Here is a 25,849-nt window from a genome sequence, read left to right as displayed (position 1 = left end):
CGTGCCCGCGAAGGGCTGCACAGCAGCCCCGAGTTGCAACAAGACATTTATTTTCAAATAGGGCTTGAATTCATTCGACGGTTGCCTGACCTTAGAGTCAAGAGGCGCAGAAATTCCAAGGGTCTCAAGGACCTGAGCGCGTCTCCATGCGAGCAAGCTGAATAAGGATTGAATCATGCAAATCCAGGTCAACAGCAGCAACCATTTCGAAAGCAACGCCCGTCTCGACCAGTGGGTCCGCAGTACACTGCAGAGCTCCCTGGAACGTTACGAAGAAGACCTCACCCGCATCGAGGTTCACCTGCGCGACGAGAACGGCGCCAAGCCCGGACCGCATGACAAACGCTGCCAGATGGAGGCTCGCCCCAAAGGCCACCAACCGATTTCCGTGACCCACACCGCCACGTCGGTGGACCAGGCAGTCGACGGTGCCGCCACCAAGCTCAACCACGCGCTGGAACACTTCTATGGCAAGCTGCGCAGCAAGCGCGGCGCCCTGGAACTGAGCGATCCAGAAGCCTGATTGGCTTAGCAAAACGCCCGGCCTTGAGCCGGGCGTTTTCGTTTGTGCCGATCAATGGCGGTGAACCAACGTGCCAGCTTCCCGGTCAACTCCTGCACTCATTCACCGCAGAAGCAACACCATGAACAACCCATTCGAACGAATCAGTGCTGCATTCGCCCCCGAATACCGGGTCAACCTGAGCATCGCCAACCTCGACGGCAGCATCATGCTGACCCTGTCGGACGACGCCGGCGTGGTCGCCAAGCGCCTCATCACCCAGGCCCAGCGCAACGACCCGGTGCGCTTGCAGCGGGTGATCGACAGCATCCGCCTGGGCCTTGCGATCGAACTTAGCCAGAACCCCATGCAGGTGCTGGCCGCGCTCACCCGTGACGCCCGTCACGAGCCGCGCCATTTCGTTGCCAACTGAGGGCTACTTGCCCTCCTCCACTTGCTTGCCGTTGGCATCCAGCACCTTGGTCGAGGGGTAGCGGTACGAGGCGTAGCGCACCACCAGGATCGAGAACGCCAGCAACAGGATGCCCCCGCACAGGTACAGCAGCCCCTCGTCCGGTGCCTTGTGGTGCGAGACATCGCCGATCAGCAGGCGCGTCAGCGCGGTGATGGCCACATACAGCAGGAAGCGGATCGGCATGTGGTTGGTCTTGAAGTAGATGCCGACCATCGCCCCCAGCTCCAGGTAGATGAACAGCAGCAGGATGTCATCGACGCTGATCCCGCCCTTGCCCAGCATTTCCAGGAACGTCGCCACCGCCGCGTAGGCAGTGATCGCGCCAATGCCGAACAACGCCAGGTAATGGAACGCCTCGACGCACAGGTTGCCCAGCGAGTCGGCAGAGCCGTGCAGGCCCTTGCGCAGTTTTTCTGCCCATTTGATGTTCACGATGTTCCATTCCCCGATACGTCTTGAAGGATGATGCGTCACCGGTGTGACGCTTGTGCCATGCAGTTAAAGGGCCAGGCCCCTGTCTTGGAAGGCGACCGATTGCCGCAAGGCACCTTGGGGCATGGCACGTTGCAAAAATGCACGGCCGTGCTTTGGGAAAAATCAGATTTAACCCCTTCCTTGTAGGGCATTTCCCAAAGATACTCCCTGACATTGTGGCGTTTGGGAATGCGCACTAGTCTCGGGTCGTCGTTGCCAATCAGCGACTGGCTTTGACAGGCCGCCCTGAACGAACCACATGGCTTTGCCTTTATGGCAGCTGTCATGGGGCACCTCGTGTGCGCCGGCTTTTGGTTCTGTTCACCGGTCTGTCAACCCATGTACAGCTGCCGCCTTACTGTTTGACAGCAGGAGGTGGTGGCCTCAACTTTGAACAGGCCTTCACCATGCTGAAAATAGTTCCCGATCCACCCCACAATCCCCATTCCCTCGAAGACACCCTGATCCAGGCCACCGACTACGCGTTATGCGCAGGCACCGTGGTGCAAGAGAATTTTCAGGGGATCGAACCATGACAACCGAAGACACCCAATTCACCGTCGGCAAGACCACATTCTATCAAGGCGAAAACGGCACCCATCCACTGTTCCGCATCGAGCCGGGTATCCCTTGCAGGGATGCTCGTGAGCAGTCATCAGAGCTGATGGGCTATGTCCGAGAACTGACGATCACCGGCCTGATGGACGAAAAACCCATGATGATCTGGGCCGCCCATTATCTGAGTGCGATGGCCAAGGCGCTGATGGATGATGCCGAGTTGGGTATGAAGCAGTGAAGGTTTGCCTTCACGTTGCATGATGGCCGCCGGTGTTCGCCGCAGCAATTTCAGCGCCTGTGAGATCGAGCGCCGCGCGGGCGGCGCTCGATGTATGCCACGCTACAATTTCTGCTTGCGAACCAACCAACATTGCCATTACTGTATATAGATACAGTAAGCCGCAACGCAACCAGCAAAAAGGCATAGAGGTGATGAATGGCCGTCGAAGTGGTGTACCGCAGCAGCCGCGACCCGGAGCACTTGTTTATGGATAAGGCCGAAGCAGACCGTCACGACAAGATGCTCGAACTGGCCGAGCGCCTGGCTGAAGTGCTGCACAAGGCGGTGCCGTCGCTGACCGAGCAGCAGGTCGAGGAAGCCGGTATCTACATGGCCAAGAACCGCGATGTGTTCGCTCGGGCGTTCAAGAGCCAGCCGGATGCGTTGGCCGAACTGCTGGAAGGTGGCGCAACCGAGTAACATCGGCGCCGCCTGCTTCGCGGGTAAACCCGCTCCCACAGGATCTTCGCTGCCTTCAAGATTAGCGCCGTACCTGTGGGAGCGGGTTCACCCGCGAAGAGGCCAGCAAAGCCAATATCAACCTTCAGCCGTACAGCAACCGCTCCGCCAGCATCTGCGCCACCCGCGCCGGCGAACGCTTTTCCGCCTGCGCATGGCCAAACACTTCGGTCAGCCGTGAAGGAATGCGCGCCAGGTGCGCGGTAATGGTGCCCAGGTCCTCGCCACGGTGGGTCAGCGCCACGTAGATAAGCCCACCGGCATTGATCACGTAGTCTGGCGCATACAGTATCCCGCGGGACTCCAACTGGTCTGCCACCTGCAAGGTAGTCAGCTGGTTGTTGGCCGCCCCCGCCACTGCCGCACAGCGCAGCTGCATCACGCTCTGCCCGTTCAGTACCGGCCCCACGCCGCAGGGTGCGAAGATGTCGCAAGGGGTGCTGATCAACGCATCGTTGGTCACAGGTTTTGCATCGAACTGCTCCATCGCCAAGCGCACGCGCCCAGGGTCCAGGTCGCTGACCAGCAGCTCCGCGCCCACCGCATGCAGTTGCTCGGCCAGCGCATAACCAACATTGCCCAGCCCCTGTACCGCCACCCGCAGGCCTCTGAGGTCATCGCTGCCCAGCCGGAACGAGGTGGTAGCGCGAATGCCGGCGAACACCCCCATCGCCGCATGCGGCGAGGGGTCACCGGAGGCCGTGGTGCTGGTCACATGGGGGGTACTCTGGGCGATGCAGTCCATGTCCAGGGTCGAGGTGCCGCTGTCCACGGCGATGATGAAGCGCCCATGCAAGGTATCGATGAAGCGGCCAAACGCCTCGAACAGCGCGGCGCGGTTCTCTACATGCGGGTTGCGCATGATCACCGCCTTGCCCCCACCCAGCGGCAAGCCCGCCAGCGCCGCCTTGTAACTCATGCCTTGGGCCAAACGAATGGCGTCGGTCATGGCGCTTTCGTCATCGGCGTAAGGCAGGTAGCGGCAGCCGCCCATGGCTGGGCCCAGTTGCTCGCTGTGGATCGCCACAACCGCTTTCAGGCCCGTGGTCGGGTCGTTGAACAGGTGCAGTGACTGGGTACGGGTGCTTTGCATCAGTGCGAACATCGACAGGCTCCCCCACGAGGTGCTCCTTCCAGTATAGGCACCGCCCCAAAGCTGGCGTGGTCGCCGGACCACTGGACGAAACCGCCCGCCACGGCTAATACTCAAGCGTGTGTGGAGATACCCCATGAAGCCACGTCAAGCCTGCCTGGCCTGCCTGGAACGCGAGCCTGTCGCCCTGCTGGAAGCCGCATTATGGATTGCCGCCGAGCACGACCGCAGCGTCGAGCCCGCGGCCAGCCTTGCCATGCTGCATGACCTGCAGCGTGAGATCAGCGCCAACCTGCCGATGCTGCCGGTGTGCGAACTGGCCCAGCCACTGTTGCGCCAACTCAACGCCCTGGGCTTTCAGCAGGATGAATACCACCCCCTGCGCCCACAGGCTGCAATGATGGACAAGGTGCTGCAACGCCGCCGTGGCCAACCGTTGACCTTGGCCATCCTTGCCCTGGAGCTGGCCCGGCGCCTGTCCATCCCGCTGGAGGGCGTGGGCTTCCCTGGCCATTTCCTGCTGCGGGTGCCGGGTGCCGACCACCTGCTCGACCCCTGTGGTGGCCGGCGCCTGTACCCCAATGATTGCCGTGAGCTGCTGGCGCGCCAGTTCGGCCCGCACGTTGCCCTGACGGCAGAGCACCTGCGCAGTGCCAGCCCGCTGCAGATGCTGCAACGCCTGTCCCGCAACCTGCGCCAGTTGCACATCAGCAACGACAACCACCTGGCGGCCTTGATCGATGCCGAGCGAATCATGCAGCTGGGCCCGGTTCAAGTCAGCGACTACGTGACCCGCGCTTCGCTGTACCAACACCTGGACTGCCCACAGGCCGAGCGCTTCGACCTGGAGCATGCGTTACTGCTCACGGAAGACCCGATCCAGCGCCTGAAGCTGTCCGAGCGGATCGGCAAGCTTCCGACGGCGAACCGTTCGCTTCACTGAGCCGGGCTGTCCGGCTGCTGGGCAGGGTGGGCCTTGGCGAATGCCGGGTGCCCGGCCGCCAGTGCGGCAACCCGAAGGATGCGCGGGTAGCTGTCGAGGTCGATGTTGAAGCGCTCGGCGGCATACAGCTGCGGGATCAGGTACACATCCGCCAGCCCCGGTTGGTCACCGAAACAAAAGCCCTCATCACCAATCAGTTGCTCCACCGCCGCCAACCCCTGGCTGATCCAGTGGCCGATCCACTGGTTGACCTGGCCTTCGTCCTGACCGGCCCCGCGCAACCGGTTGAGCACGCTGACGTTGTGCAGCGGATGAATGTCGCAGCCGATGATTGCCGCCACGCCACGTACCTTGGCACGTGCTTCGGCCGTGGCCGGTAGCAGTGCAGGCTGTGGATAAACCTCTTCCAGGTACTCGATGATCGCTGGCGACTGCACCAGCAATTCCCCGCCGTCGGTGCGCAAGGCCGGCACGCGGCCCTGCGGGTTGATGGCGACATAGTCCGCACCGCGCTGCTCGCCCTGTAGCAGGTTGACCGGCAGGGACTGGTAGGCCAGCCCCTTCAGTGCCAGGGCAATGCGCACCCGGTAGGACGAGGTGGAACGGTAATAGGTGTACAGCTCCATGCCCCTGCCTCCTCAATTGGCCGCGATGACCGTGCCACGGCATTCGCCGAAGCCGATGCTGGCCACGCCATCACGCGTGCAGCGGGCACGCAGGATGATCTCGTCGCCGTCTTCGAGGAACTTGCGCACCTCGCCGCTGGCCAGTTCAACCGGCAGCTTGCCGCCTTCGGTGATCTCCAGCAGGCTGCCGTACGAACCCGGCGTGGCGCCCGACAATGTGCCCGAACCGAACAGGTCGCCCGGCTGCAGTTGGCAACCGTTGACGCTGTGGTGCGCCACCAGCTGCGCCACGGTCCAGTACATGCTGCGGGTGTTGCTCAGGGTCAGGCGGTGCGGGGCAGCGCCCTGCTCGCGCATGCGCTCGGTCAGCAGCAGCACTTCGAGTTCGATATCGAATGCACCGGCGGCCTGGTCGCGTTTGTCCAGCAGGTACGACAGCGGCTGCGGGTCGCCTTCCGGGCGTGCCGGCTGGGCGCAGCGGAAGGGTTCCAGCGCTTCGGCAGTGACCACCCAGGGCGAGATCGTGGTAATGAAGCTTTTGGACAGGAACGGACCCAATGGCTGGTATTCCCAAGCCTGGATATCACGCGCCGACCAGTCGTTGAGCAGGCACAGGCCGACTACGTGCTCGGCAGCATCGCCAATCGGGATCGCCTGGCCCATGTCATTGCCCTGGCCAATCCAGATGCCCAGTTCCAGTTCGTAGTCCAGCCGCGCGCAAGGGCCGAAGCTCGGCTCGCTGTGCCCGGCCGGCAAGGTCTGGCCCTTTGGCCGGCGCACATCGGTGCCGGACGGGCGGATGGTCGAGGCGCGGCCGTGATAACCGATCGGCACGTACTTGTAGTTGGGCAGCAGCGGGTTGTCGGGGCGGAACAGCTTGCCCACGTTCTTGGCGTGCTCGATGCCCACGTAGAAGTCGGTGTAGTCACCGATTTGCGCAGGTACATGCAACTGGCAGGCACTGGCCGGGTACAGCGCGGCTTGCAGCGCCGCCTGGTGTTCGCTGTGTTCGCCAAGCAGCACCTGCAAGCGCTCGCGCAGGGCGACACGGGCGCTGCGGCCCAGCGCGAAGAATGCGTTCAGTGCACCACCGCGGGTGGCTTCGACGGCGGCCTTGGCGGCGCCGTCGAACAGGCCGGCGGCCAGCACCGCCTCCAGGTCAAGGATCGCGTCGCCGATGGCCACGCCACAGCGCCTGGCTTCACCCGGCCGGCTGAAGATACCCAATGGCAGATTCTGCAGCGGGAAGTCGCTGTGCCCGTTGGCGTGCTCGACCCAGCTACGGGCATTGGCAGTGTGGTTCATCGGTTATCTCCGGTTCGGGTTGAAGGTGCTCGGCAAGGTGGCCCAGCAACTATCGTAGTCGGCCTGCAATTGCGGGCATTCAAGGGCCTGCTGGCTCGGGCGCAGCACTTGGCTGGTTTCGAACATGAAGGCCATGGTGTTATCGATCTTGTGCGGCGCCAGGTCGGCGGCAATGGCTTTTTCGCAGGTTTCGGCGTCGGGGCCGTGGGCGCTCATCACCCCGTGCAGCGAGGCACCACCGGGCAGGAAGCCCTCGGCCTTGGCATCGTAGGCACCGCTGATCAAGCCCATGAACTCGTTCATGAGGTTGCGGTGGAACCATGGCGGACGGAAGGTGTTCTCGGCCACCATCCAGCGCGGCGGGAAGATCACGAAGTCCATGTTGACCAGGCCATGCACGCTGGTCGGCGAAGTCAGCACGGTGAAGATCGACGGGTCCGGGTGGTCGAAGCTGACGGTACCGATGGTGTTGAAACGGCGCAGGTCGTATTTGTAGGGCACGTTGCTGCCGTGCCAGGCGACCACATCCAGCGGTGAGTGCTGCAGTTCGCAGGCCCAGTGCTCGCCGAGGAACTTCTGCACCAGTTGCACCGGCCCTTCGGCCTCTTCGTAGTGCGCCACCGGGGTGAGGAAGTCGCGCGGGTTGGCCAGGCCGTTGCTGCCAATCGGGCCCAGTTCCGGAATACGCAGCGGTGCACCGTGGTTTTCGGCGATGTAGCCACGGGCCGGGCCGTCGAGCAGTTCGACACGGAACTTCATGCCGCGCGGAATCACCGCGATTTCCAGAGGGCCGACTTCCATTACACCCAGTTCGGTGGCAATGCGCAGGCGGCCCTGTTCCGGTACCAGCAGCAGTTCACCGTCGGCGTTGAAGAACACCCGCTCCATGGAACGATTGGCGCAGTAGATGTAGATGCTCACGCCGGCCGGTTTCTGCGCCGGGGCATTGGCCACCATGGGTAGCCAGCCTTCGATGAAATCTGTGGGCTCGGCAGGTATCGGCTGGGGGCTCCAGCGCAGGCGGTTGGGGTTGATGGCCCCCAGCGGCGCAGTCAGCGGCTGGCGCGCCAGCCGCTCGAAACGCGGGTGCAATGCAGACGGGCGAATGCGATACAGCCAGGTACGGCGCAGCTCGCTGCGGGCCATGGTGAACGCCGTGCCCGAGAGCAATTCGGCGTACAGCCCATAAGGCGCCTTCTGCGGCGAGTTCTGCCCGACCGGCAAGGCCCCTGGCAGCGCTTCGCTGGCAAACTCGTTGCCGAAGCCGCTGAGGTAGTGAAGGTCGGGTGATGTGTCGCGAGTCATCGATGCCTCCGGGCTCTGACCGAGCCGTTGCTGGCAGCTGGCTGCTGGCCCGATGCGGGGTGACAGCGCTTCTGCATTGTTTTTATCGTAATCAGATTACGAATAACGTAATTTGCTACGGGCATGGCGTCAAGCTATAAAGGCGCGACTCGAAGAATCCGGAAGCAGATGTCCATGACCAAAGCCAGCTCCTCCGCCGACAACGGCAAGCAGAAAGTCCGCTCGGCGGAGGTTGGCACAGACATCCTCAAAGCCCTTGCCGAACTCTCCCCCTCCACCTCGCTGTCACGCCTGTCGGAACATGTGCAGATGCCGGCGAGCAAGGTGCACCGCTACCTGCAGGCGCTGATTGCCAGCGGCTTTGCCGAGCAGGATGCGGCCACCAACCATTACGGCCTGGGCCGTGAGGCATTGCGGGTGGGGCTGGCGGCGCTGGGCAGCATCGATGTGCTGAAGATTGCGGCACTACCGCTGTCGCAGCTGCGCGACGAACTGAACGAGAGCTGCTTCATTGCGGTGTGGGGCAACCAGGGCGCAACCGTGGTCAGCATTGAACCTGCGGTGCGTGCAGTTACCGTGGTCACGCAGATGGGCTCGGTGCTGCCGCTGCTCACCTCGTCCACCGGCCTGGTGTTCGCCGCCTACCTGCCGGAGCGCGAGACCGTGGAGCTGCGTGACCGCGAGCTGGCCGCGCTGCAGCACAATGCTGATGACTACCAGGCGGTACTGGCGGGCATTCGCGAACGTGGCCTGCACCACGTGCACGGCCTGCTGATGCCGGGCGTGGATGCGCTGTCGGCGCCCGTGTTCAATGCCATGGGGCAGGTTGCGGCGGTGATGACCGTGGTCGGGCCGACGTCGATCTTCCACGCCGACGAACATGGCCCTGCGGCGCAACGGCTGCTGGCGGCTGCGCGGGAAACCAGCTGGCGCATGGGCTATTCGCCCGCTCCCTGAGTGGCCGCAGCACTATTGCCCGATACGTAAAGGTGAATGTCATAAGCCGCTATTTTTCCCATGGGATCAAGCGCTTATTCTTTACTCACTGGCCGGCATGAAGGGCTCTCCCCCCGCTTTTCATGCCTGCGAGGTTCACCGACGTAGATTTTGAAGCTCCTTGATCTGACGTCTCGATTGGCCGCTGCGGCTTGCAGCGGCCTTTTTTTTGCCTGAAAAATCTTCCGCCTGTGCTGGCCTCTTCACGGGCTTGCCCGCTCCCACAGGGATATCACCAGACCTGAGGGCAGTGATATCCCTGTGGGAGCGGGCAAGCCCGCGAAGAGGCCAGCACAGGCAATAAAAGTTCAGCTCAGCGGGTAGTTTTGCAGGTTCGCCATCATCTGCTGCAATGCCTGCAAACTGTCCTGCGGATGCACTGCCCCCTCAAAATCGCCGATCCGTGCCCAGTTCTCGGCCACCTGTTCCGGGGTAAAGCCTTCGCGCGGATCAAAGCCCACCCCCAGGCTGCGCTCCCAACGCACCTTGCCCACCCAGCCGCCGCCGACCTCGAACAACTCACCCGTGCCCTGGCACTGGTCGCTGCCCAGGTACACCACCAGCGGGCTGACCAGTTCGGGCTTGAGCCGCTCGAATACCTGGGGCGGGATCAGCCCTTCGGTCATGCGGGTGCCGCCTGTTGGGGCGATGGCGTTGACCAATATGCCGTGCTTGCGCCCTTCGATCGCCAGGGTGCGGGTCAGCCCGTACAAGCCCAGCTTGGCCATGCCGTAGTTGGCCTGGCCGAAGTTGCCGTAGATGCCAGAGGTAGAAGCGGTGAAGATCACCCGCCCCCAGTTCTGCTCGCGCAGGTGTGGCCAAGCAGCCCGGGTGACTTTGTAGGCCCCTTCGACATGCACCTGGTAGACCTGCTCCCAATCGCTGTCGTCCATCTTGTGGAATGTCTTGTCACGCAGGATACCTGCATTGTTCACCACCACATCGACCCGGCCGAAGCTGTCCAGGGCCTGCTCGACGATGCGTGCACCCTGGCTGACCGAGTCGTGGTTGGCGATGGCGATGCCACCGGCGGCGCGGATCTGCTCCACCACCCGGTCGGCGGCCGAGGCGCTGGCACCTTCTCCGTGGGCAGTGCCGCCGAGGTCGTTCACCACTACCCTGGCGCCACGTGCGGCGAACAGCAACGCATGGGCACGGCCCAGGCCACCGCCGGCTCCGGTGACAATCACCACGCGATCTTGCAGACGGACAGGCTCGCTCATGCTCATGGCTCCACGCAGGTTCAGGTCAGCCGAGTGTCCGCCGCCAGCAACGGGCGGACAATCAAGCTCACGCAGGCTGAATGCCTGGCAATAACGCAGGGCGATGAGGCCCGGTCAGGACCACGCCATTTTCTGCGGGTAGAAGCTCACAAGCTGCTCACGAAAGGCCAGGTAGTGACGCAGCACCTGCACTGGCGCTTCAGTGTGCGGGTAATGGCCGATGCCGGGTAGCTGCACGGTGTCCGGCTCCGGCACCAGTTGCCGGTAGCGCTCGAGCATGTGCGCGCCGGAAAGCGGGTCGACCACACCATTGATCAAGCGCAGTGGCACGCCTGTGCGCTGCATTGCCCCGACCCAGCGTTCGCGGTGCAATCTGCGCTCGGGCATGTAGCTCGCCAGCTTGTGCAGGATGCGCGTGCCCCGGTTAGCGGTGATCAGGCTCCAGAAATCATCCAGGGCACTTTCGCTGGGGTGGGTGCAAGGGCCGTAGACCTGGGTCACGCTGCGCACCAGGTCGTCACGCCCGAACGAACGCCCGACCAGCCAGCCGAACCGGCTAAGCAGCAGCTTCTGGATCAGCAGCATGCGGCAACTTTCGGGGAACAGCCCGCTGTTGAGGAATACGCAGCTGGCAATGTCGGCACGCTGTTCATGGTGGCGCGCCAGCAATTCCTGGGCAACGCTGCCGCCGTAGTCGTGGGCCAGCAGGTGCACCGGCTGGTCGACCTGCAGGTGGCCAAGCAAAGCCTGCTGCAAGTCCGCCTGCTCCATCAGGCTGTAGGCGTGATCGACCGGCTTGGCCGAATCGCCAAAGCCGAGCATGTCGCAAGCGATCACCCTGAAGCGTTGGCTCAAAGGCCCCCACAGGTAGTGCCAGTCCCAACTGGCGGTGGGGAAACCGTGTAACAGAAGCAGGGGCTCTCCTTGCCCTGCGGTCCAGTAGCGGATGCTCTGGCCCCGGAAAGTGAAACTCTGTCCCCGGGTACGCCAGACGCACAATGGAATTTCGGCCATAGGCATCAGAACGGTCCCGGTGAAGTGGTGTTGGCGGAATAGGGCAAGGCTGCGGTCATTGCATGTCACCTCGGCACATACATGTGCTCTCTATGTCGAGGCAGAGTCTAGCCAGCAGGCCAAGGGCTGGAACTTGCGTTGCCAGCCAGCTTGATGACTGAGCGAGTCAGTGGCACGAACGGTCAGAGCAGCATGGCCAGCAACGGTGCCGCGAACAGGTTCAACAACCCGGTCAGGACCATGACCAGGCCGGCCACCGAGCCTTCCTCGCGGCCCACCTCCTGTGCCCGGCTGACCCCGGCACCGTGCGCCCCAACGCCAAACAGCGCACCCCGTGCCAGGGGCGTGCGCAGCGGCAACCAGCGCAGCAGCACGCCACCGAACATGGCGCCGAGCACCCCGGTGAACATCACGAACACCGCCGTCAGCTCCGGCACGCCACCCAGGTCATGGGCCAAGGGCATGGCAAACGGCGTGGTGATCGAACGCGGCACCAGCGACAGGCTGGTTGCACTGTCCAGCGCCAGCAAGTGCGCAAGGCCCCAGGAGCTGGCGATCGAGGCACTGCTGCCAGCCACCATGCCCACCATCAAGGCCGGCCAATGGCGCGCCAGCATGGCCCGCTGCTGCCAGATCGGCACCGCAAAGGCCACGGTCACCGGGCCAAGCACGCTCATCAACCAGTGGGTGTTGCGGGCATACTCGGCATAGGCGGTATGCAGCGGCACCGCCACCGCCAGCAGCAACACGGGTACCAATATCAACGGCGACAGCAGGTAGCGCTTGCTGCGCCGGTACAGCCAGCGGCTGCCCAGGTATGCCAGCAAGGTCAGGGCCAGCCAGAACAGCGGCATGGGTTCAAGGCTCATGGCGCACACTCCAGCGGCACACCAGCTCCACGGTCATGGCAGTGACCACCATCACCATCAGCGTGCTCACGGCGATCACCAGCAAGATGCGCCAGCCCTCTTCACGGATGAGCGAGCCGTAATCCAGCAGGCTCATCAGCGCCGGGATGAAAAACAGCAGCATCTCGGCCATCAGCCAACCGGCGCCCAATTGCAGCATGGCCGGCTTGAGCACACCCGAAGCGAACAGTATCAGCAACAGGGCCAGGCCCATCACGCCGCCGGGGATCGGCCAGCCCAGCCAGGTGGCAAGCTGGCCACCAAGCAGGAACAGGGCACAAAGAATTGCCAGCTCGACAAGCAGGCGCAGGGCTTTTTTCAATAACGCGGGTTTCATGATGCGGGTTCCTCGACAGGCCCTCATTTTAAGATTCGGCTGCCTAGGCCAGAAGCGAATTGTTAGACTTATCGCCATTCCAGAATGGAATTCAGAGCATGGAATTCAAACAGCTGCGCAGCTTCATCGAAGTGATCCACCGCGGTGGTTTTACCCAGGCGGCGCAAACCCTGCACATCAGCCAGTCGGCTGTGAGCAAGCAGGTGGCCCAGCTGGAGCAAGATGTGGGCCAGCCATTGCTGGAGCGCCAGGCCTCGCAACTGCACCTGACGGCTGCGGGGCGCATTGTGCTGGAGCGTGGCGAGGCCCTGCTGCGTCAGCGCCAGGCACTGCTGAACGAGCTGGACGACCTCAGCCAGATGGAACGTGGCGAGCTGCGCCTGGGCTTGCCGATGCTGGGCAGTGACGCCTTGTTCGCCGGCTTGTTCGCCGAGTACCGGCGGCGTCACCCGAACATTGCGATCCAGTTGCTCGAAGGCGGCAGCCGCAGCGTCGAGCAGGCGGTCAGGAGTGGCGAGCTGGAACTGGGTGGCAGCCTGACGCCCAGCGACGAAGCGTTCGACTACCAGCCGTTCTGCAACGAACCGCTGGATGCCCTGCTGCCGGCTGGCCATGCCTTGGCGGGCCTGGACGGGGTGGACCTGGGGCAACTGGCCGATACGCCGTTCCTGCTGTATCAGCGCAGCTTCGTGCTTAATGACCGGCTGCTGAAGGCGTGCCAGCAGCAAGGGTTTACCCCGAAGGAAGGCGGGCGCAGTGGCCAGGCGGATTTTTTGGCAGCGCTGGTGGCGGCGGGCCAGGGCGTAGTGTTGCTGCCCCGGGTGGTGGCAAAAGCGCTGGAGCGCCCCGGGGTGGTGCGTTTGCCGCTGCGTTCGCCGCAGGATTTGCGTTGGGATATTGCCTTTATCTGGCGGCGCGGGGCGTACCTGTCACGGGCAGCGCAGGCGTGGTTGGCGTTGCTGCGCGAGTGGCCGGTGCCGCGCAGTAGCTAATGATTGAGCCAGTGCCGGCCCTTTCGCGGGTGAACCCGCTCCCACAGGGACACCACAGTTTGGGAAAACTGCGCCCTACATGTGGGAGCGGGTTTACCCGCGAAGAGGCCAGGACAAGCGAAAATGCCCCGTCAGGCTTTCAACGCTTGAAGCAGCTCAGCCAACCACGGCTCTGCATCGGCTTCCGGGGTCACGGTCTCGCTGGCATCCAGGCGCAGCATCGGCAGCACTTCGCGAACGCCCAACTCGGCAAACAGCTCGCGCATTTGCTCGCCACCACCACAGTAGGTGTCACCGTAGCTGGCGTCGCCCAGCGCAATCACTGCACCCGGCAGGCCGCGCCAGGCCGCAGGCAGGGTGTCACGAATGGCGCAGTACAAGGGCATGAGGTTGTCCGGCAGCTCGCCCATGCCGGTGGTCGAGGTCACGGCCAGCAGCGCGTCTGGGGCAAAACCTTCAAGATCCTGCAACGTAGCACGCGCCGCATGCCAGGCCTCCAGGCCTGCTGCCTTCAGCAGCGATTCAGCATGACGGGCGACTTCTTCGGCGGTGCCATAGACCGATCCGGAAATAATGGCGACTTTCATCGGGTAGAGGATTCCGAAACTGAGTGAAAACGTAGGATACTAGCATTCAGCGCTGGCAAAAGGCCGCCTCTACCAAAGCGGGCCTATCATAGGTATTCAGAAAAGACGTCATCCGCCAGGTCGCGGAGCGGGAACTGGCCTAACTGCGCGTTGGTCTGAAAACCGACGAACGTGCCTGAACCAAGTACGCCACGCACGGTCAATTCCGTTGAAGAAATCGCCACCACCGAGTTCGATCATGCAAGCAGACGCGCTCCTGACCCAGGACGAGCTGGATTTCATCCAGAGCATGCAGCATTCGCCGCAGTTGAACCTGGCCGACTCCATGTCGAGCCTGCTGGTCAATGGCGACCGTCGCATCCAGAGCTTGCTGACCCGCCTGGTGGCCAACGAACAGGTGACCTTGCAGGCCCAGTTCAACAATCAGCAGATCAGCTTCCCGCTGCAACTGGTGGAAGACGAGTTCCACGCCCTGCACCTGCAACTGGGTTCACCGGAAATCTACGAAGACGGCCCCATGCTGCGCGCCTGGCGCCTGTCGATGGAAACGCCCAGCCCGCTGCTCGATAGCCACGATCAGCAAAGCGGCCTGTGGGTACGCGATATTTCGTTCAAAGGCGTACTGGTGGAGATCCGCGGCTTGCCAGCAGCGCCCACCCGCTTCGAGTTGCACTTCGCCCCGGGCGACATCAGCCCGATCGAATTGCATGGTGTACTGGGCCGGCGCATCGGCCCGGACCTGGCAGCCTACGACCTGGGCCAGAGCCCGGCCGAAGAGATCGACCGCCTGCGCGACTATATCCTCCAGGCCCATCGCCGGGCGCACCCCGAACTGCACACTCAGGTATCGAGCTGACCGGCCAGAAACTGCCGCAAGCGCTGGCGCATCACACTCCCCTGCGCACCCAGGCAGGCGACCAGGCTGCCCGCCAGGTGGTCCTGTGCCACTTCCGCCGCTTCGCCGGCCAGTAACAACGGGCATTCCAGCACCGCAGCCAGGCGCACCAGTTTTCGGGTGAGTTCCGCCGTGGGTGGCTGGTGGGAAAACAGCACCAGGGCATCCGGCTTCAGGCGTTCGCAGACCAGCGCCAGCTCCTGCAACGGCTGCCCGCTCGCCAATGGCGTCACACCAATCTCGTCGCTGCCCAGGTGCAGGCCGGTCACCAGCAACTCCAGCTCGTGGCATTGCCCCGGCAACGCGGCCAGCAGCACCGCGCGATCACTCGGCACGTGGGCAAGCTGCAAACGCGCAAATACCCGGCCACGCAGGAACTGGTCGAGGAACAGCCACTCGCTGGTCTGCCCATAGCCGCGCTGGCCAGCCGCCAGGTCGTGCCAAACCGGCATGAATACTTCGGCGAACACCTGGTCCACGGTGCTGGCGGCAAACACCTCATCGAACAGGCGGTCCAGGCCTGCCATGTCAAAACGCTGCACGGCCTGCCGCGCCTGCCGCTGCCAGGTCAACCAGGTGTCCGTTGCACCGCTGCCCTGTACGGCTAGGGCATGGCCGCGAGCGAGGATGCTGGCCACCTTGCTCACGGCCACACCGCGCTCTAGCCAGCCGACGATACGGCGGATGTCATCGATGTCGGCCTGGGAGTACAGGCGGTGACCACTGTCGGTGCGGGTTGGCTGAATCAGCCCGTACCGGCGCTCCCAGGCACGAAGGGTCACGGCATTGACGCCTGTCAGACGGGAAACTTCACGGATCGGAAAAAGCTCCTGCAGCTCAAGACCCACTTCGATCAGCGGATTACGTCCCTGTTCGTTCATCTGCACGGGGTACCCTGAGTGCGGAAGTTGAACGCTCATTCTACTACGTCAACACCGATCGCAGGGTGCAACCGTTTGCCGGCTGACATTTGCCGAAGATCACACATGCGCGATAATCCGCGCCCGATTCTTGCATGCACACCTGCGTTGCCCACCACCCCGGGCCACGCAGCCAAAGGGGCCAGCTACCCGCCAGCCCCGTTGCCAGGAGATACACGATGTCTACCCCACCCGTCACCTTGATGGTGTCGCGCCGCGCCGCCCATGGCCGCTACCAGGACCTGCTGGCCTGGCTGCATGAAGGCGAGCAGTTGGCCACCGACTTCCTCGGCTACCTCGGTTCAGGCATCCTCGCCCCGCCCCGCGATGGCGACGAATTCCAGATCATCTTCCGCTTCAGCGACGAACCCACCCTGCATGCCTGGGAGCATTCCGCCTCGCGCCGGGCTTGGTTACAACGCGGCAACGGGCTGTTCGAGCGCCCCAAAGAGGCGCGCGTCAGCGGCATCGACGACTGGTTCGGCACCAATACGGTGCAAAAACCACCCCGTTGGAAGCAGGCCGTGGCCATCTGGCTGGCGTTCTTCCCGGTCTCGCTGGCGTTCAACCTGCTGTTTGGACCCTGGCTGGCACCGCTGGACCTGCTGCCCCGGGTAATGCTCAGCACCCTGGCCCTGACGCCGGTCATGGTGTACCTGTTCATCCCCTTGTCCACCCGCCTGCTGGCCAGTTGGCTGCATGCCTCCCCGGCCACCAGTGGCGCCTTGCGTAGCCGCTGAGGCCAGGCCATACAACAGGGAAACAGTTCGGGTATGCTGGGCGCAACCAAAGGACAGACAAGTTGACCGCCCCGAACATGAACAGCCCCATTCTCGTTACCGGAGCCAGCCAGCGCGTCGGGCTGGCCCTGGCCCTTGAACTGGCACAGGCCGGCCATACGGTGGTCAGTGCCAGCCGCAGCGTCCAACCCCATACGGCCCACCCGAACATCGTGCAGTTTCAGGCAGACCTGTGCCTGGCGGCCGACCGGCAAGCCCTGATCGATCACCTGCACAGCCATTACGACGGCCTGCGCGCCATCATCCACAACGCCTCGCTGTGGCTCGATGACGGTCTCGACAACCTCGATACCATGTTCCGCCTGCACGTCGAAGCGCCCTACCACCTCAACCTGGCCCTGGGCGACCTGCTGGCCAAGGTGGACAAGGCCGACATCATCCATATCTGCGACGAGACCTCTTCGCGCGGCAGCAAAAGCCACATTGGCTACGCCGCCACCAAGGCTGCGCTGCAGAACATGGTGCTGTCGTTCGCAGAAAAATATGCGCCCAAGGTGCATGTGAACGGTATCCTGCCCGGGCTGCTGATCCTCAAGGAAGGGGGCGACGAAGCCTACCGCCAGCAAACCCTGAAAAAGGCCCTGCTGGAGTTCGAACCCGGCGCCGGCCCGCTGATCGAGACAGTCAAATACCTGCTCGCCAGCCAGTACAGCACCGGCAGCCAGGTGGTCATCAACGGTGGCCGCCACTTGAAGAACCGCATGACCTGAGAGAAGCCCATGACCCCACAGCAACAGCTCGAACTCGAAGCCGCCGCGTTCCGGCGCCTGGTCGAACACCTGCAAAAGCGCACCGATGTACAGAACATCGACCTGATGAACCTGTCCGGTTTCTGCCGCAACTGCCTGTCCAAGTGGTACAAGGCCGCGGCTGACGAGCGCCAGCTCGACCTGAGCCTGGACGACGCCCGCGAAGCGGTGTACGGCATGCCCTACGCCGAGTGGAAAGCCCAATACCAGAAAGAAGCCAGTGCCGACCAACAAGCGGCGTTCGAAAAAGGAAAACCTCGTGACTGATCTGAACTCCCTGCGCGCCAGCCTGGCCAGCGGCCAACATGTATTTGCCGATACCTTGGCGTTCATTGCCGACAACTACAGCTACCAGCCGCAGGCCTTCAACAACGGCGGCGTGGAGAATGCGGCCGGGCAGAACGAAGGTTCGTGCAAGACCCTGGGGCTGGCTTTGCTGGAAGGGCTGAGCGACCAGGAAGCGTTGCTGGCTTTTGGCGAGCACTACCGTGATGTGCTGGCCACGCCTGAGGGCAGCGACCATGGCAATATCCGTGCGCTGATCGAGCATGGTTTGGCCGGTGTGAAATTTGCCGGGCAGCCGCTTTCGCGCAAGGCTTGAGATAGCTGGGGCCGCTTTGCGGCCCTTTCGCGACGCAAGGCCGCTCCTACAGAAGACCGCGTACCTTTATAGGAGCGGCCTTGCGTCGCGATAGGGCTGCAAAGCAGCCCCAAAACATCGAATCCATCCTCAATCCATGAGGGTGCCAGGCCCACCTTCTTCCAGCTCCCCCTGCATCAACCACTGCAAGGCCACCGGCCACAGGGTTTCGCGAAACCGGTCATGGAAAAACGCGAAATGGCCAATCTCCTCGACCGAGATATCCACAGGCGCGATGCGCAGGTGCCGGGCACCCTGTAGATAACTCAGCAACCGCTCGGTCGCCGCCACAGTGCCAAACGGGTCATCGGTCAAGCTGATGGCCAGCGTCGCTGCCTGGACGTGTGCAAACGGTACCCTCTCCAGCCGGCGCCCACTTGGCCGGTGCTCATAGCGTGGCGTACGGGTGGTCCAGTCATCCACCACCCCCGCCGGGGTGTCTTCCATCCAGCCCAGACGCTTGCCGGGGAAGTAGCCCAAAGCGCGGGTAAGCAAAGGCATCACCACATGCCATTTGCCGAACAGCCGCCAGCGTTGATCAGCCGCGTAATCGCGCCAGTAGGCAAACTGTGCGCCTACCATCACTACCCTGCGTATCTGGCCCGCCGACGGTGCCAGGCCGACTGCGCAACCGCCGAAACTGTGCCCCACCACGTCTATTGGCTGACCGGGGAAATGCGCGGCCGCATGCGCCAACATCGCTTCGAAATCCAGACGGCCCCAGTCGCTCCACGATGCCTGGAAGCCACGCAACGAAGCCGGGCGGGATTCACCGATGCCACGGTAGTCGTAGGTCAGCACATCGCAGCCTTGGGCAAACAGGTAGTCGGCAAAGCGGGAGTAGTAGCGGCAACGTACCGAAGTGGCAGCGTTGATGATCACCAGCGGGCGCTGGGGGTCAGGCTGGGCGTGGCGCCAGATAAAGCCGCCGAGGCTGTAGCCGTCGGCTGTGGCTTGGCGAAAGTGGGTGGCGGGTTGGGTGAGGCTGCTCATGGCGCATTCCCTGTTGTTGTGCGCCAAAACTAGCAAAAAATCTTGAGCCTGTACTGGCCTTATCGCCGGCAAGCCAGCTCCCACAGGATTCCACAGGTCATGAGGCTGGTGGTGTACCTGTGGGAGCTGGCTTGCTGGCGATAGGGCCAGCGCGGTTCAGCTTACAGCTCGATGCAGTCGAACTTCACATCGGTGGCCACGTCTTCGTCATAGTTGACGTCAGCGCGCTCGAAGCCGAACAGGTTGAGGAACTGCTTCTTGTAACCGGCGTAGTCGGTCAGTTCGAACAGGTTCTCGGTGGTCACTTGTGGCCACAGGGCCTTGCACTCCTTCTGCACGTCGTCGCGCAGTTCCCAGTCGTCCAGGCGCAGGCGGCCCTTCTCGTCGACTTCGGCCGGCGCACCATCGGCGCGATACAGGCGGTCGCGGTACATGCGGTCCAGTTGGTTCTGGGTGCCTTCGTGAACGCCTTTCTCTTCCATGATCTTGAAGACCATCGACAGGTACAGCGGCATCACCGGAATGGCCGAGCTGGCCTGGGTAACCACCGACTTCAGCACGGCCACGTTAGCGCCGCCTTTCACTTCGCTGGCCAATTTCTCGTTCAGGCGCAGAGCAGTATCGTCCAGGTCCTGCTTGGCCTGGCCCAGCGCACCGTGCCAGTAGATTGGCCAGGTGATGTCGCTGCCGATGTAGCTGAAGGCCACGGTGCGAGCGCCTTCGGCCAATACGTCGGCGCCTGCCAGGGCGTCGATCCACAGCTGCCAGTCCTGGCCGCCCATGACGGTGACGGTATCGGCAATTTCCTGCTCGGTGGCCGGCTCGATGCTGGCCTCGATGATGGTGTCCTTGTTGGTGTCGATGGCGGTCGACTTGTAAGGCTCGCCGATCGGCTTCAGTGCCGAGCGGATGACTTCACCGGTCTGCGGCAGTTTGCGCACAGGCGAGGCCAGCGAGTAGATGACCAGGTCGACCTTGCCACCCATCTCGTTCTTGATCAGCTCGATGACCTTGGCACGGGCCTCGTCGGAGAAGGCGTCACCGTTGATCGACTTGCTGTACAGGCCCTCGGCCTTGGCAAACTTGTCGAAGGCAGCGGAGTTGTACCAGCCAGCAGTGCCGGCCTTGGTTTCGGTGCCTGGTTTTTCGAAGAACACGCCCAGGGTGTCGGCCTTGAAACCGAACGCTGCGGTGATACGCGCTGCCAGGCCGTAGCCACTGGAAGCACCGATGACCAGGACCTTCTTCGGGCCATCCTCGCGCACGCCCAGCTTGCGGGTGGCTTCGATCTGGTCACGGACGTTGAGCTCGCAGCCCTTCGGGTGAGTCGTGGTGCAGATGAAACCGCGAACCTTAGGATGAATGATGGCCAATGTCTGTACCTCGTCAGGTTTATGCCGGGGAAGCGCCGCTTGGGGCGATTCCGATTGATCAGAGGGTGAGACTACCCCCGCAGGTTATCCGACACATATTACGGGGTGATCATGGGGATGCAAAACCGGGGATAGCCTGTTCTGGCCTCTTCGCGGGCAAGCCCGCTCCCACAGGTACTGTGCAGCCCTCAAGATTTGCACAATCTCTGTGGGAGCGGGCTCGCCCGCGAAAGGGCCGGTGCAGGCTGGATCAATTGACCAGGAGAGCACCTTTCAACCATTCCAGAAACCGTTTGGCCAGCGGGTCATCCTGACTATCCCGATGCACCAGGCAAGCCCACGCCGGCCCCCGCACCCGCCGCGCCGACAACGCCTGCAGGCGCCCCTCCTCCATCGCCCGCCGCGCCAGCAACTGGCTGACCAGTGCCACCCCCAGCCCCTCGCTCGCCGCATCCAGCAACAGCCCGGGATCGGAAAAATTCAGCCCCTTGCCCTGCTGCCCGACATCTTCGCCACCTTCCAGCTGCCAATGGCTCCAGTCCATTTCCCGTTCGCCGTGCAAGGTCGTCCGTGCAGCCGAAGGCGCCAGTGCAGGGTGGCAGGCCGGGTACAGCTGGTCCTGATGCAGCACACTGAAGCTGCACTCGGCCTGGGCGCTGAGGTCATCGCGGATGGCCAGGTCGATGGTCTCGGTGGCCATGTCCGGCACTTCGAAGCTGGTGAACAGCCACAGGTCCACTTCGGGGCAACGCTGGTGAAAGTCGGCCAGTCGCGGCAACAGCCAGTGCCTGGCAAACGCCGGGGTGGTGTTGACCACCAGCTGGTTGGGCTTGCGGTACTGGTCAAGCCGGCGAATGCCCACGGCCAGGTGCTGCAACAGTGATTGGGTGGTGCTGAGCAGGTCATGCCCGGCGTCGGTCAGGCTCACGCTACGCCCGCTGCGGTGAAATAGCGGCTGCTCCAGGTAGGTTTCCAGGCTGCGAATCTGCTGGCTGATGGCCGACTGCGTCAGGTTCAGCGCCTCGGCTGCCTTGTGGAAACTCCCCAGCCGCGCCGCAGCCTCGAAGCCGCGCAGGGCATTAAGGGGTGGCCAGTGTTTAAGCATGATTGATAAGCCCTGCTGATCAGATGTGCGCTAAATCTATCGTTTGTCGCCGGCCAGGCCTAGCCATAGCATGGACACCAACACCCGCGACGGCGGGCTTCGTTGATAAAAATCCTTAATAGATCGGAGTTCACTATGCACCTGTCCCTCGACAGCGGCTGGCGCATGCCCGCCGAATGGGCACGCCACGCGGCAACCTGGATGGTCTGGCCACACAATCAGGCCCTGTGGGAAAGCGGCTGGAACGTACGCCTGGCCGATGTACAGCAGGACTACGCCCGGGTCGCAGCGGCCATCGCCCGTTTCGAGCCGGTGAAAATGGTGATCGACCCGTCTGCCGTTGCCAGCGCCCGCGCGCTCTGCGGTGCCAACATCGAGCTGATCGAACTGGCAGTGGACGACAGCTGGTGCCGTGACAGCGGCCCGAGTTTCGTCTGCCACCCGCAGCATGGCCTGGCCGGCCTGAGCTGGCGCTTCAATGCCTGGGGCGACAAGTCGCAACACACCCTGGACCGCAGCCTGGGTCGGCGCATCCTCGACCAGCTGGGCCTGGACGGTTTCAGCACCTCGCTGTGCAACGAAGGTGGCGCGATTCATGTCGATGGTGAAGGCACGTTGATCACCACCGAGTCGGTGCTGCTCAACCCCAACCGCAACCCTGGCGTGAGCAAGGCCGAGTTCGAAGCCTGCTTTGCCCGCCATCTGGGCATCCGCAAGACCATCTGGCTGCCGGGTGACCCGCAATACGTCACCGGCGACATGACCGACGGCCACGTCGACGGCGTGTGTGCCTTCGCCCGGCCAGGCGTACTGCTGGTCGACGCCACCCATGAGCAAGGCTCGGTTTACGCCGACGTGGTGCGGGAAAACCGCCGCGCCCTGGAGCTGGCCACCGACGCCCAGGGCCGACACTTCGAACTGCTGGACCTGTACGAGGCCACCGCCGCGGTCGACCATAACGCTGAGGTGTTCTGTGCGTCCTACACCAACTTCTACATCGCCAACGGCGCGATCATCATGCCGGCCTACGGTATAGCTGCCGACCAGGAGGCCGCTGCGCAACTGGCCCACGCCTTCCCGGGCCGGCAGATCGTGCCCGTGCGCATCGACCACATCGCCCACGGCGGTGGCGGCATTCACTGCATCACCCAGCAGCAGCCGGAGGTACAGCCATGAGCCTGCTACGGGTTGCCACCACCCAGATGCCGTGCAGCTGGAACCTGCCCGACAACCTCGACCGCGCCGAACAGCTGGTGCGCCAGGCCGCTGCCAAAGGCGCCCAGGTAATCCTGCTGCAGGAGCTGTTCGCTACCCCGTACTTCTGCATCGAACAGGACCACCAGCACCAGGCCCTCGCCCAGCCCTACCCCGACAGCGCGATCCTGCAGCGCTTCGCTGCGCTGGCCGGCGAGCTGGGCGTGGTACTGCCGCTGAGCTGGTACGAGCGCGCCGGCAATGCCTTCTTCAACTCGCTGACCGTGGCCGATGCCGATGGCCGCCTGCTCGGGGTGTACCGCAAAACCCACATCCCCAACGCCATCGGCTACCAGGAGAAGGAGTACTTCAGCCCTGGCGACACCGGCTTCAAGGTCTGGGATACCGCCTTTGGCCGCCTGGGCATCGGTATCTGCTGGGATCAGTGGTTCCCCGAAACCGCTCGCTGCCTGGCACTGATGGGCGCCGAAGTGCTGTTGTTCCCCACCGCCATCGGCTCCGAGCCCGGCTGCGCCGAACTGGACTCACGCGACCATTGGCAGGTGGCCATGCGCGGCCACGCCGCTGCCAACCTGTTGCCGGTGGTGGCAGCCAATCGCGTAGGCGATGAAATCGCCGCCAGCGACGCTTCGCTGAGCATGCGCTTCTATGGTTCGTCGTTCATCTGCGATCACAAGGGCGCCATGCTCGCCGAGGCCGACCGTGACAACAGCGGCATCTGGCTGCACGAACTGGACCTGGCACGCATGCGCGATGACCGCCTGAGCTGGGGCATCTACCGCGACCGTCGCCCGGAAATGTACGCCCCACTGCTGACCCTGGACGGCAAGCATCCACATACCCTGAGGGCCTGAGCATGAAACACCACGTTCTAGCCGCATTGGCGCTGGCCATTTGCGCCAGCCAGGCCCAGGCCGAACAGCCCGTTTTGCGCCTGTACAACTGGGCCGACTATTTTGCCGAGGACACCCTGAAGCAGTTCACGGCCGAAACCGGCATCCAGGTCATCTACGACGTCATGGACGGCAGTGAAGTACTCGAAGCCAAGCTGATGTCGGGGCGCAGTGGCTACGACCTGGTGTTCCCGGGTGACACCGTTGCCGAGCGGCTGATGCGCGCCGGCAGCCTGCAGCCACTGGACCATAGCCGCCTTGAGGCACTGGACGACATCGAGCCTGGCCTGCGCCAACTGCATGCCCGGTACCCCCAGGCCAGCCAGGCGACCGTGCCCTACACCTGGGGCACCATCGGCCTGACGGTGAATGCCGAGAAAGTCCGCCAGCGCATGCCCGATGCGCCGCTGGACAACCTCGACCTGCTGTTCAAGCCGGAGCTGGCCGCCAAGTTCGCCGACTGCGGTATCTCGGTCATCGACTCGCCCGACGAAGTGTTGGCGGTGGTCCTCAACTACCTGGGCCGCGAGCCACGCAGCGCCAAGCGTGAAGACCTGGCCGCCGCCAGCGAATTGCTCAAGGCCATACGCCCATATGTGCGCAAATTCCAGTCGCAGCCGGTGACCGAACTGGTCAACGAAAACCTGTGCGTGTCCCTGGGCTACAGCGGCGACGTAATCCAGGCCCAGCGCACGGCCGAGGCCGCAGGCAAGCACTTGGACTTCCAGTACCGCGTGCCCCGCCAAGGCACCACGGTGTGGATGGACACCATGGCCATCCCGGCCGATGCCAGGCACCCGGAATACGCCTATCGTTTCATCAACTTCGTCATGCGCCCGGCGAACATGGCTGCCATCAGCAACTTCACCGGTTACCCCACTGCCAGCGCCAAGGCGCGCCAGGCGGTGGACCCACGCATGCGCGACAACCCCGATATCTACCTCGACGAAGCAACCTATGCCCGACTAATACCGGGCCGCGATATTCCACAGGCTGACATGCGGGCACGCATGCGCGTGTGGACACGCTTCAAGACTGCACAGGACTGAGCCATGCCAAGCCGTAGAACCTTCCTGCAACTGTCACTGGCCGCCGGCCTCGGCGCCGGCCTTGGCTTGCCCCTGGGCCTGGCTCGCGCCGACGAGACCGGGCGCTGGTTCATGCCGGACGAGGGCGAACCGCAGCAGCGCGCCTTCATCGCCTTCGGCGCCCAGGATGCCATCTGGGAAGACTTCACCGCCGATGTGCAAGCTGCCCTGGGCCGCATCGCCCAGGCCATCGCGCGTTATCAGCCGGTCACCGTGTTCTGCCGGGCAAGCGAACGCAAGCTGGCCGGGCAGCACTGCGCCAGCCCGCGCACAAGCTTTGTCGAGTGCGAACTGGACGACATCTGGATGCGCGACATTGGCGCCAATTTCGTCCTCGATGACGACGGCGCGCTGGGCGCGGTGGATTTCAACTTCAACGGTTGGGGCAACAAGCAGCGTCACCGCAACGATGCACAGCTGGCCAAACGGGTCGCCACCCTCGCCGGCGCCCGCTACCAGCGCAGCGAACTGGTAGGCGAAGGTGGCGCCATCGAAGTGGATGGCCATGGCACCGGCATCATGACCGAAAGCAGCTGGGTCAATGCCAACCGCAACAAGGGCTGGAGCAAGGCCGAGGTCGAGGCCGAGCTCAAGGGGCGCCTGGGGTTGAGCAAGGTTATCTGGCTGCCGGGCATCGCCGGTGAGGACATCACTGACGGGCATGTGGATTTCTATGCCCGCTTCGTGCGGCCGGGGGTGGTGATTGCCAACCTGGACAACGACCCGGAATCGTATGACCACGCCGTGACGCGCAAGCATCTTGAGATTCTCAAGCGCGCCACCGATGCAGAAGGCCGGACGTTGCAGATTCATGTCGTGTCACCGCCACAGCGCGGGCGGCGTAACAGGTTCAGCAAGGGCAATGAAGACTTTGCGGCGGGGTACATCAATTACCTCGTGATCAATGGCGCGATCATCGCGCCGCAGTTTGGTGATGCGCAGGCGGATGACAAGGCTCGGGCGTTGCTGGCGGCGTTGTACCCGGGGCGGGACATCGTGCAGCTGGATATTGATGCCATTGCGGCCGGGGGTGGCGGGATTCACTGTGTGACCCATCAGTGTCCGGCTGTTTGAATGGTGTTGCCTGACCCTCTTCGCGGC

General features: G+C 63.4%; 31 protein-coding genes. 17 read left to right on the top strand and 14 right to left on the bottom strand.

Annotated elements, in window-relative coordinates:
* The first annotated feature begins 175 nt into the window (after positions 1–175).
* Both N805_RS26545 and N805_RS26540 read left to right on the top strand, forming a co-directional pair.
* Complete coding sequence (locus tag N805_RS26545) at positions 176–523, top strand: HPF/RaiA family ribosome-associated protein (protein WP_019473941.1); 348 nt, start codon at positions 176–178, stop codon at positions 521–523.
* A 121-nt stretch (positions 524–644) separates the two neighbouring features.
* On the top strand, positions 645–935 hold the full coding sequence (locus N805_RS26540) for a DUF3509 domain-containing protein (RefSeq protein ID WP_019473940.1): 291 nt from the start codon (positions 645–647) through the stop codon (positions 933–935).
* A gap of 3 nt (positions 936–938) precedes the next feature.
* On the opposite strand, the gene N805_RS26535 is transcribed toward N805_RS26540, so the two are convergent.
* On the bottom strand, positions 939–1,409 hold the full coding sequence (locus N805_RS26535; protein ID WP_019473939.1) for a phosphate-starvation-inducible protein PsiE: 471 nt from the start codon (positions 1,407–1,409) through the stop codon (positions 939–941).
* A 341-nt stretch (positions 1,410–1,750) separates the two neighbouring features.
* Between N805_RS26535 and N805_RS30635 the strand changes: the two genes are divergently transcribed.
* From N805_RS30635 to N805_RS26525, 3 genes are all read left to right on the top strand, one after another.
* The gene (locus N805_RS30635) at positions 1,751–1,987 is read left to right on the top strand and encodes a hypothetical protein (RefSeq protein ID WP_155412711.1); all 237 of its coding nucleotides are present in this window, start codon (positions 1,751–1,753) and stop codon (positions 1,985–1,987) included.
* Positions 1,984–2,247: a DUF3077 domain-containing protein gene (locus N805_RS26530; protein ID WP_019473937.1), complete on the top strand. Its 264-nt coding sequence runs from the start codon at positions 1,984–1,986 to the stop codon at positions 2,245–2,247. Before N805_RS30635 ends, N805_RS26530 begins: the two co-directional genes overlap by 4 nt.
* Before the next feature lie 198 nt (positions 2,248–2,445).
* Positions 2,446–2,709 carry a YebG family protein gene (locus N805_RS26525; RefSeq protein ID WP_019473936.1) on the top strand — a complete coding sequence of 88 codons (264 nt, stop codon included), beginning with the start codon at positions 2,446–2,448 and terminating at the stop codon, positions 2,707–2,709.
* A 124-nt stretch (positions 2,710–2,833) separates the two neighbouring features.
* Here N805_RS26525 and N805_RS26520 read toward each other — a convergent pair whose 3' ends face one another.
* The gene (locus tag N805_RS26520) at positions 2,834–3,853 is read right to left on the bottom strand and encodes a Leu/Phe/Val dehydrogenase (RefSeq protein ID WP_019473935.1); all 1,020 of its coding nucleotides are present in this window, start codon (positions 3,851–3,853) and stop codon (positions 2,834–2,836) included.
* A gap of 124 nt (positions 3,854–3,977) precedes the next feature.
* On the opposite strand from N805_RS26520, the gene N805_RS26515 reads away from it, so the two are divergent.
* Positions 3,978–4,784 (top strand): SirB1 family protein, encoded by an 807-nt coding sequence (locus N805_RS26515; protein WP_019473934.1) that lies wholly within the window; start codon positions 3,978–3,980, stop codon positions 4,782–4,784.
* Here the strand turns inward: N805_RS26515 and maiA are convergent.
* The 3 genes from maiA to hmgA are packed head-to-tail and all read right to left on the bottom strand — an operon-like array spanning position 4,778 to position 8,020.
* Positions 4,778–5,410 carry a maleylacetoacetate isomerase gene (gene maiA, locus N805_RS26510; RefSeq protein ID WP_019473933.1) on the bottom strand — a complete coding sequence of 211 codons (633 nt, stop codon included), beginning with the start codon at positions 5,408–5,410 and terminating at the stop codon, positions 4,778–4,780. The two genes, N805_RS26515 and maiA, sit on opposite strands and share 7 nt — an antisense overlap.
* Before the next feature lie 12 nt (positions 5,411–5,422).
* Complete coding sequence (gene fahA, locus N805_RS26505) at positions 5,423–6,715, bottom strand: fumarylacetoacetase (RefSeq protein WP_019473932.1); 1,293 nt, start codon at positions 6,713–6,715, stop codon at positions 5,423–5,425.
* Between the two features lie 3 nt (positions 6,716–6,718).
* A complete protein-coding gene (gene hmgA, locus N805_RS26500; RefSeq protein ID WP_028614120.1) occupies positions 6,719–8,020 on the bottom strand; it encodes a homogentisate 1,2-dioxygenase in 1,302 nt (433 codons plus the stop codon).
* A 174-nt stretch (positions 8,021–8,194) separates the two neighbouring features.
* On the opposite strand from hmgA, the gene N805_RS26495 reads away from it, so the two are divergent.
* The gene (locus N805_RS26495) at positions 8,195–8,977 is read left to right on the top strand and encodes an IclR family transcriptional regulator (RefSeq protein WP_019474017.1); all 783 of its coding nucleotides are present in this window, start codon (positions 8,195–8,197) and stop codon (positions 8,975–8,977) included.
* A 347-nt stretch (positions 8,978–9,324) separates the two neighbouring features.
* On the opposite strand, the gene N805_RS26490 is transcribed toward N805_RS26495, so the two are convergent.
* The 4 genes from N805_RS26490 to N805_RS26475 all read right to left on the bottom strand — a co-directional run bounded on the left by N805_RS26490 (position 9,325) and on the right by N805_RS26475 (position 12,498).
* Positions 9,325–10,239, bottom strand: a complete 915-nt coding sequence (locus N805_RS26490; protein ID WP_019473970.1) for an SDR family oxidoreductase — start codon at positions 10,237–10,239, stop codon at positions 9,325–9,327.
* Positions 10,240–10,353: 114 nt separating this feature from the next.
* Positions 10,354–11,259, bottom strand: coding sequence for an alpha/beta fold hydrolase (locus tag N805_RS26485; RefSeq protein WP_019473969.1), 906 nt, complete (start codon positions 11,257–11,259; stop codon positions 10,354–10,356).
* A gap of 176 nt (positions 11,260–11,435) precedes the next feature.
* Positions 11,436–12,122, bottom strand: coding sequence for an LrgB family protein (locus N805_RS26480; RefSeq protein WP_016497950.1), 687 nt, complete (start codon positions 12,120–12,122; stop codon positions 11,436–11,438).
* On the bottom strand, positions 12,112–12,498 hold the full coding sequence (locus N805_RS26475; protein ID WP_019471691.1) for a CidA/LrgA family protein: 387 nt from the start codon (positions 12,496–12,498) through the stop codon (positions 12,112–12,114). Before N805_RS26475 ends, N805_RS26480 begins: the two co-directional genes overlap by 11 nt.
* 98 nt (positions 12,499–12,596) lie before the next feature.
* On the opposite strand from N805_RS26475, the gene N805_RS26470 reads away from it, so the two are divergent.
* Complete coding sequence (locus tag N805_RS26470) at positions 12,597–13,490, top strand: LysR family transcriptional regulator (RefSeq protein ID WP_019471692.1); 894 nt, start codon at positions 12,597–12,599, stop codon at positions 13,488–13,490.
* A gap of 131 nt (positions 13,491–13,621) precedes the next feature.
* Here the strand turns inward: N805_RS26470 and N805_RS26465 are convergent, their stop codons facing one another.
* Complete coding sequence (locus tag N805_RS26465; RefSeq protein WP_019472692.1) at positions 13,622–14,077, bottom strand: flavodoxin; 456 nt, start codon at positions 14,075–14,077, stop codon at positions 13,622–13,624.
* Positions 14,078–14,315: 238 nt separating this feature from the next.
* Between N805_RS26465 and N805_RS26460 the strand changes: the two genes are divergently transcribed.
* A complete protein-coding gene (locus N805_RS26460) occupies positions 14,316–14,933 on the top strand; it encodes a PilZ domain-containing protein (RefSeq protein WP_019472691.1) in 618 nt (205 codons plus the stop codon).
* On the opposite strand, the gene N805_RS26455 is transcribed toward N805_RS26460, so the two are convergent.
* Entirely contained in the window at positions 14,918–15,853 is a 936-nt protein-coding gene (locus N805_RS26455) for a MerR family transcriptional regulator (RefSeq protein WP_019472690.1), read from the bottom strand. The two genes, N805_RS26460 and N805_RS26455, sit on opposite strands and share 16 nt — an antisense overlap.
* 218 nt (positions 15,854–16,071) lie before the next feature.
* Here N805_RS26455 and N805_RS26450 point away from each other — a divergent pair, with 218 nt between their 5' ends.
* The 4 genes from N805_RS26450 (at position 16,072) to N805_RS26435 (ending at position 18,042) form a co-directional block, all read left to right on the top strand.
* Positions 16,072–16,632 (top strand): antibiotic biosynthesis monooxygenase, encoded by a 561-nt coding sequence (locus tag N805_RS26450; protein ID WP_019472689.1) that lies wholly within the window; start codon positions 16,072–16,074, stop codon positions 16,630–16,632.
* A gap of 77 nt (positions 16,633–16,709) precedes the next feature.
* Positions 16,710–17,402 (top strand): dihydromonapterin reductase, encoded by a 693-nt coding sequence (gene folM / locus N805_RS26445; protein WP_033692618.1) that lies wholly within the window; start codon positions 16,710–16,712, stop codon positions 17,400–17,402.
* A 9-nt stretch (positions 17,403–17,411) separates the two neighbouring features.
* Entirely contained in the window at positions 17,412–17,708 is a 297-nt protein-coding gene (locus tag N805_RS26440; protein ID WP_003260708.1) for a DUF1244 domain-containing protein, read from the top strand.
* Positions 17,701–18,042, top strand: a complete 342-nt coding sequence (locus N805_RS26435; RefSeq protein WP_019472687.1) for a HopJ type III effector protein — start codon at positions 17,701–17,703, stop codon at positions 18,040–18,042. Before N805_RS26440 ends, N805_RS26435 begins: the two co-directional genes overlap by 8 nt.
* A gap of 129 nt (positions 18,043–18,171) precedes the next feature.
* Here the strand turns inward: N805_RS26435 and N805_RS26430 are convergent, their stop codons facing one another.
* From N805_RS26430 to N805_RS26420, 3 genes are all read right to left on the bottom strand, one after another.
* The gene (locus N805_RS26430; protein ID WP_019472686.1) at positions 18,172–19,074 is read right to left on the bottom strand and encodes an alpha/beta fold hydrolase; all 903 of its coding nucleotides are present in this window, start codon (positions 19,072–19,074) and stop codon (positions 18,172–18,174) included.
* A 161-nt stretch (positions 19,075–19,235) separates the two neighbouring features.
* Positions 19,236–20,447, bottom strand: coding sequence for an enoyl-ACP reductase FabV (gene fabV, locus N805_RS26425; RefSeq protein WP_019472685.1), 1,212 nt, complete (start codon positions 20,445–20,447; stop codon positions 19,236–19,238).
* Positions 20,448–20,697: 250 nt separating this feature from the next.
* Entirely contained in the window at positions 20,698–21,552 is an 855-nt protein-coding gene (locus tag N805_RS26420; RefSeq protein ID WP_019472684.1) for a LysR substrate-binding domain-containing protein, read from the bottom strand.
* A gap of 135 nt (positions 21,553–21,687) precedes the next feature.
* Here N805_RS26420 and N805_RS26415 point away from each other — a divergent pair, with 135 nt between their 5' ends.
* From N805_RS26415 to N805_RS26400, 4 genes are read left to right on the top strand one after another with little or no spacing between them, the layout of a single operon-like run.
* Positions 21,688–22,728 (top strand): agmatine deiminase family protein, encoded by a 1,041-nt coding sequence (locus tag N805_RS26415; RefSeq protein WP_019472683.1) that lies wholly within the window; start codon positions 21,688–21,690, stop codon positions 22,726–22,728.
* On the top strand, positions 22,725–23,621 hold the full coding sequence (gene aguB, locus N805_RS26410) for an N-carbamoylputrescine amidase (protein ID WP_019472682.1): 897 nt from the start codon (positions 22,725–22,727) through the stop codon (positions 23,619–23,621). The genes N805_RS26415 and aguB overlap by 4 nt, the downstream gene beginning before the upstream one ends.
* Before the next feature lie 2 nt (positions 23,622–23,623).
* Positions 23,624–24,709, top strand: a complete 1,086-nt coding sequence (locus N805_RS26405; RefSeq protein ID WP_033692613.1) for an extracellular solute-binding protein — start codon at positions 23,624–23,626, stop codon at positions 24,707–24,709.
* 3 nt (positions 24,710–24,712) lie between these two features.
* Positions 24,713–25,822: an agmatine deiminase family protein gene (locus N805_RS26400; protein WP_019472680.1), complete on the top strand. Its 1,110-nt coding sequence runs from the start codon at positions 24,713–24,715 to the stop codon at positions 25,820–25,822.
* The last annotated feature ends 27 nt before the right edge of the window (positions 25,823–25,849 follow it).

Source organism: Pseudomonas putida S13.1.2 (genome assembly GCF_000498395.2).
Classification (GTDB): Bacteria; Pseudomonadota; Gammaproteobacteria; order Pseudomonadales; family Pseudomonadaceae; genus Aquipseudomonas; species Aquipseudomonas putida_Q.
The sequence above is the reverse complement of the archived record's forward strand: the minus strand, read 5'-3'. Positions and strand labels throughout refer to the sequence as shown.

Bases quoted from the DNA above. Each gene is read 5' to 3' on its own strand.
- hmgA (WP_028614120.1), bottom strand. From the start codon at position 8,020: ATGACTCGCGACACATCACCCGACCTTCACTACCTCAGCGGCTTCGGC.
- N805_RS26520 (WP_019473935.1), bottom strand. From the start codon at position 3,853: ATGTTCGCACTGATGCAAAGCACCCGTACCCAGTCACTGCACCTGTTC.
- N805_RS26485 (WP_019473969.1), bottom strand. From the start codon at position 11,259: ATGCCTATGGCCGAAATTCCATTGTGCGTCTGGCGTACCCGGGGACAG.
- N805_RS26545 (WP_019473941.1), top strand. From the start codon at position 176: ATGCAAATCCAGGTCAACAGCAGCAACCATTTCGAAAGCAACGCCCGT.
- N805_RS26530 (WP_019473937.1), top strand. From the start codon at position 1,984: ATGACAACCGAAGACACCCAATTCACCGTCGGCAAGACCACATTCTAT.
- N805_RS26430 (WP_019472686.1), bottom strand. From the start codon at position 19,074: ATGAGCAGCCTCACCCAACCCGCCACCCACTTTCGCCAAGCCACAGCC.
- fahA (WP_019473932.1), bottom strand. From the start codon at position 6,715: ATGAACCACACTGCCAATGCCCGTAGCTGGGTCGAGCACGCCAACGGG.
- N805_RS26480 (WP_016497950.1), bottom strand. From the start codon at position 12,122: ATGAGCCTTGAACCCATGCCGCTGTTCTGGCTGGCCCTGACCTTGCTG.
- N805_RS26475 (WP_019471691.1), bottom strand. From the start codon at position 12,498: ATGAAACCCGCGTTATTGAAAAAAGCCCTGCGCCTGCTTGTCGAGCTG.
- N805_RS26450 (WP_019472689.1), top strand. From the start codon at position 16,072: ATGTCTACCCCACCCGTCACCTTGATGGTGTCGCGCCGCGCCGCCCAT.
- N805_RS26400 (WP_019472680.1), top strand. From the start codon at position 24,713: ATGCCAAGCCGTAGAACCTTCCTGCAACTGTCACTGGCCGCCGGCCTC.
- N805_RS26440 (WP_003260708.1), top strand. From the start codon at position 17,412: ATGACCCCACAGCAACAGCTCGAACTCGAAGCCGCCGCGTTCCGGCGC.
- N805_RS26460 (WP_019472691.1), top strand. From the start codon at position 14,316: ATGCAAGCAGACGCGCTCCTGACCCAGGACGAGCTGGATTTCATCCAG.
- N805_RS26470 (WP_019471692.1), top strand. From the start codon at position 12,597: ATGGAATTCAAACAGCTGCGCAGCTTCATCGAAGTGATCCACCGCGGT.
- N805_RS26490 (WP_019473970.1), bottom strand. From the start codon at position 10,239: ATGAGCGAGCCTGTCCGTCTGCAAGATCGCGTGGTGATTGTCACCGGA.
- aguB (WP_019472682.1), top strand. From the start codon at position 22,725: ATGAGCCTGCTACGGGTTGCCACCACCCAGATGCCGTGCAGCTGGAAC.
- folM (WP_033692618.1), top strand. From the start codon at position 16,710: ATGAACAGCCCCATTCTCGTTACCGGAGCCAGCCAGCGCGTCGGGCTG.
- N805_RS26465 (WP_019472692.1), bottom strand. From the start codon at position 14,077: ATGAAAGTCGCCATTATTTCCGGATCGGTCTATGGCACCGCCGAAGAA.
- N805_RS26525 (WP_019473936.1), top strand. From the start codon at position 2,446: ATGGCCGTCGAAGTGGTGTACCGCAGCAGCCGCGACCCGGAGCACTTG.
- N805_RS26415 (WP_019472683.1), top strand. From the start codon at position 21,688: ATGCACCTGTCCCTCGACAGCGGCTGGCGCATGCCCGCCGAATGGGCA.
- N805_RS26540 (WP_019473940.1), top strand. From the start codon at position 645: ATGAACAACCCATTCGAACGAATCAGTGCTGCATTCGCCCCCGAATAC.
- maiA (WP_019473933.1), bottom strand. From the start codon at position 5,410: ATGGAGCTGTACACCTATTACCGTTCCACCTCGTCCTACCGGGTGCGC.
- N805_RS26405 (WP_033692613.1), top strand. From the start codon at position 23,624: ATGAAACACCACGTTCTAGCCGCATTGGCGCTGGCCATTTGCGCCAGC.
- N805_RS26455 (WP_019472690.1), bottom strand. From the start codon at position 15,853: ATGAACGAACAGGGACGTAATCCGCTGATCGAAGTGGGTCTTGAGCTG.
- N805_RS26515 (WP_019473934.1), top strand. From the start codon at position 3,978: ATGAAGCCACGTCAAGCCTGCCTGGCCTGCCTGGAACGCGAGCCTGTC.
- N805_RS26495 (WP_019474017.1), top strand. From the start codon at position 8,195: ATGACCAAAGCCAGCTCCTCCGCCGACAACGGCAAGCAGAAAGTCCGC.
- N805_RS26420 (WP_019472684.1), bottom strand. From the start codon at position 21,552: ATGCTTAAACACTGGCCACCCCTTAATGCCCTGCGCGGCTTCGAGGCT.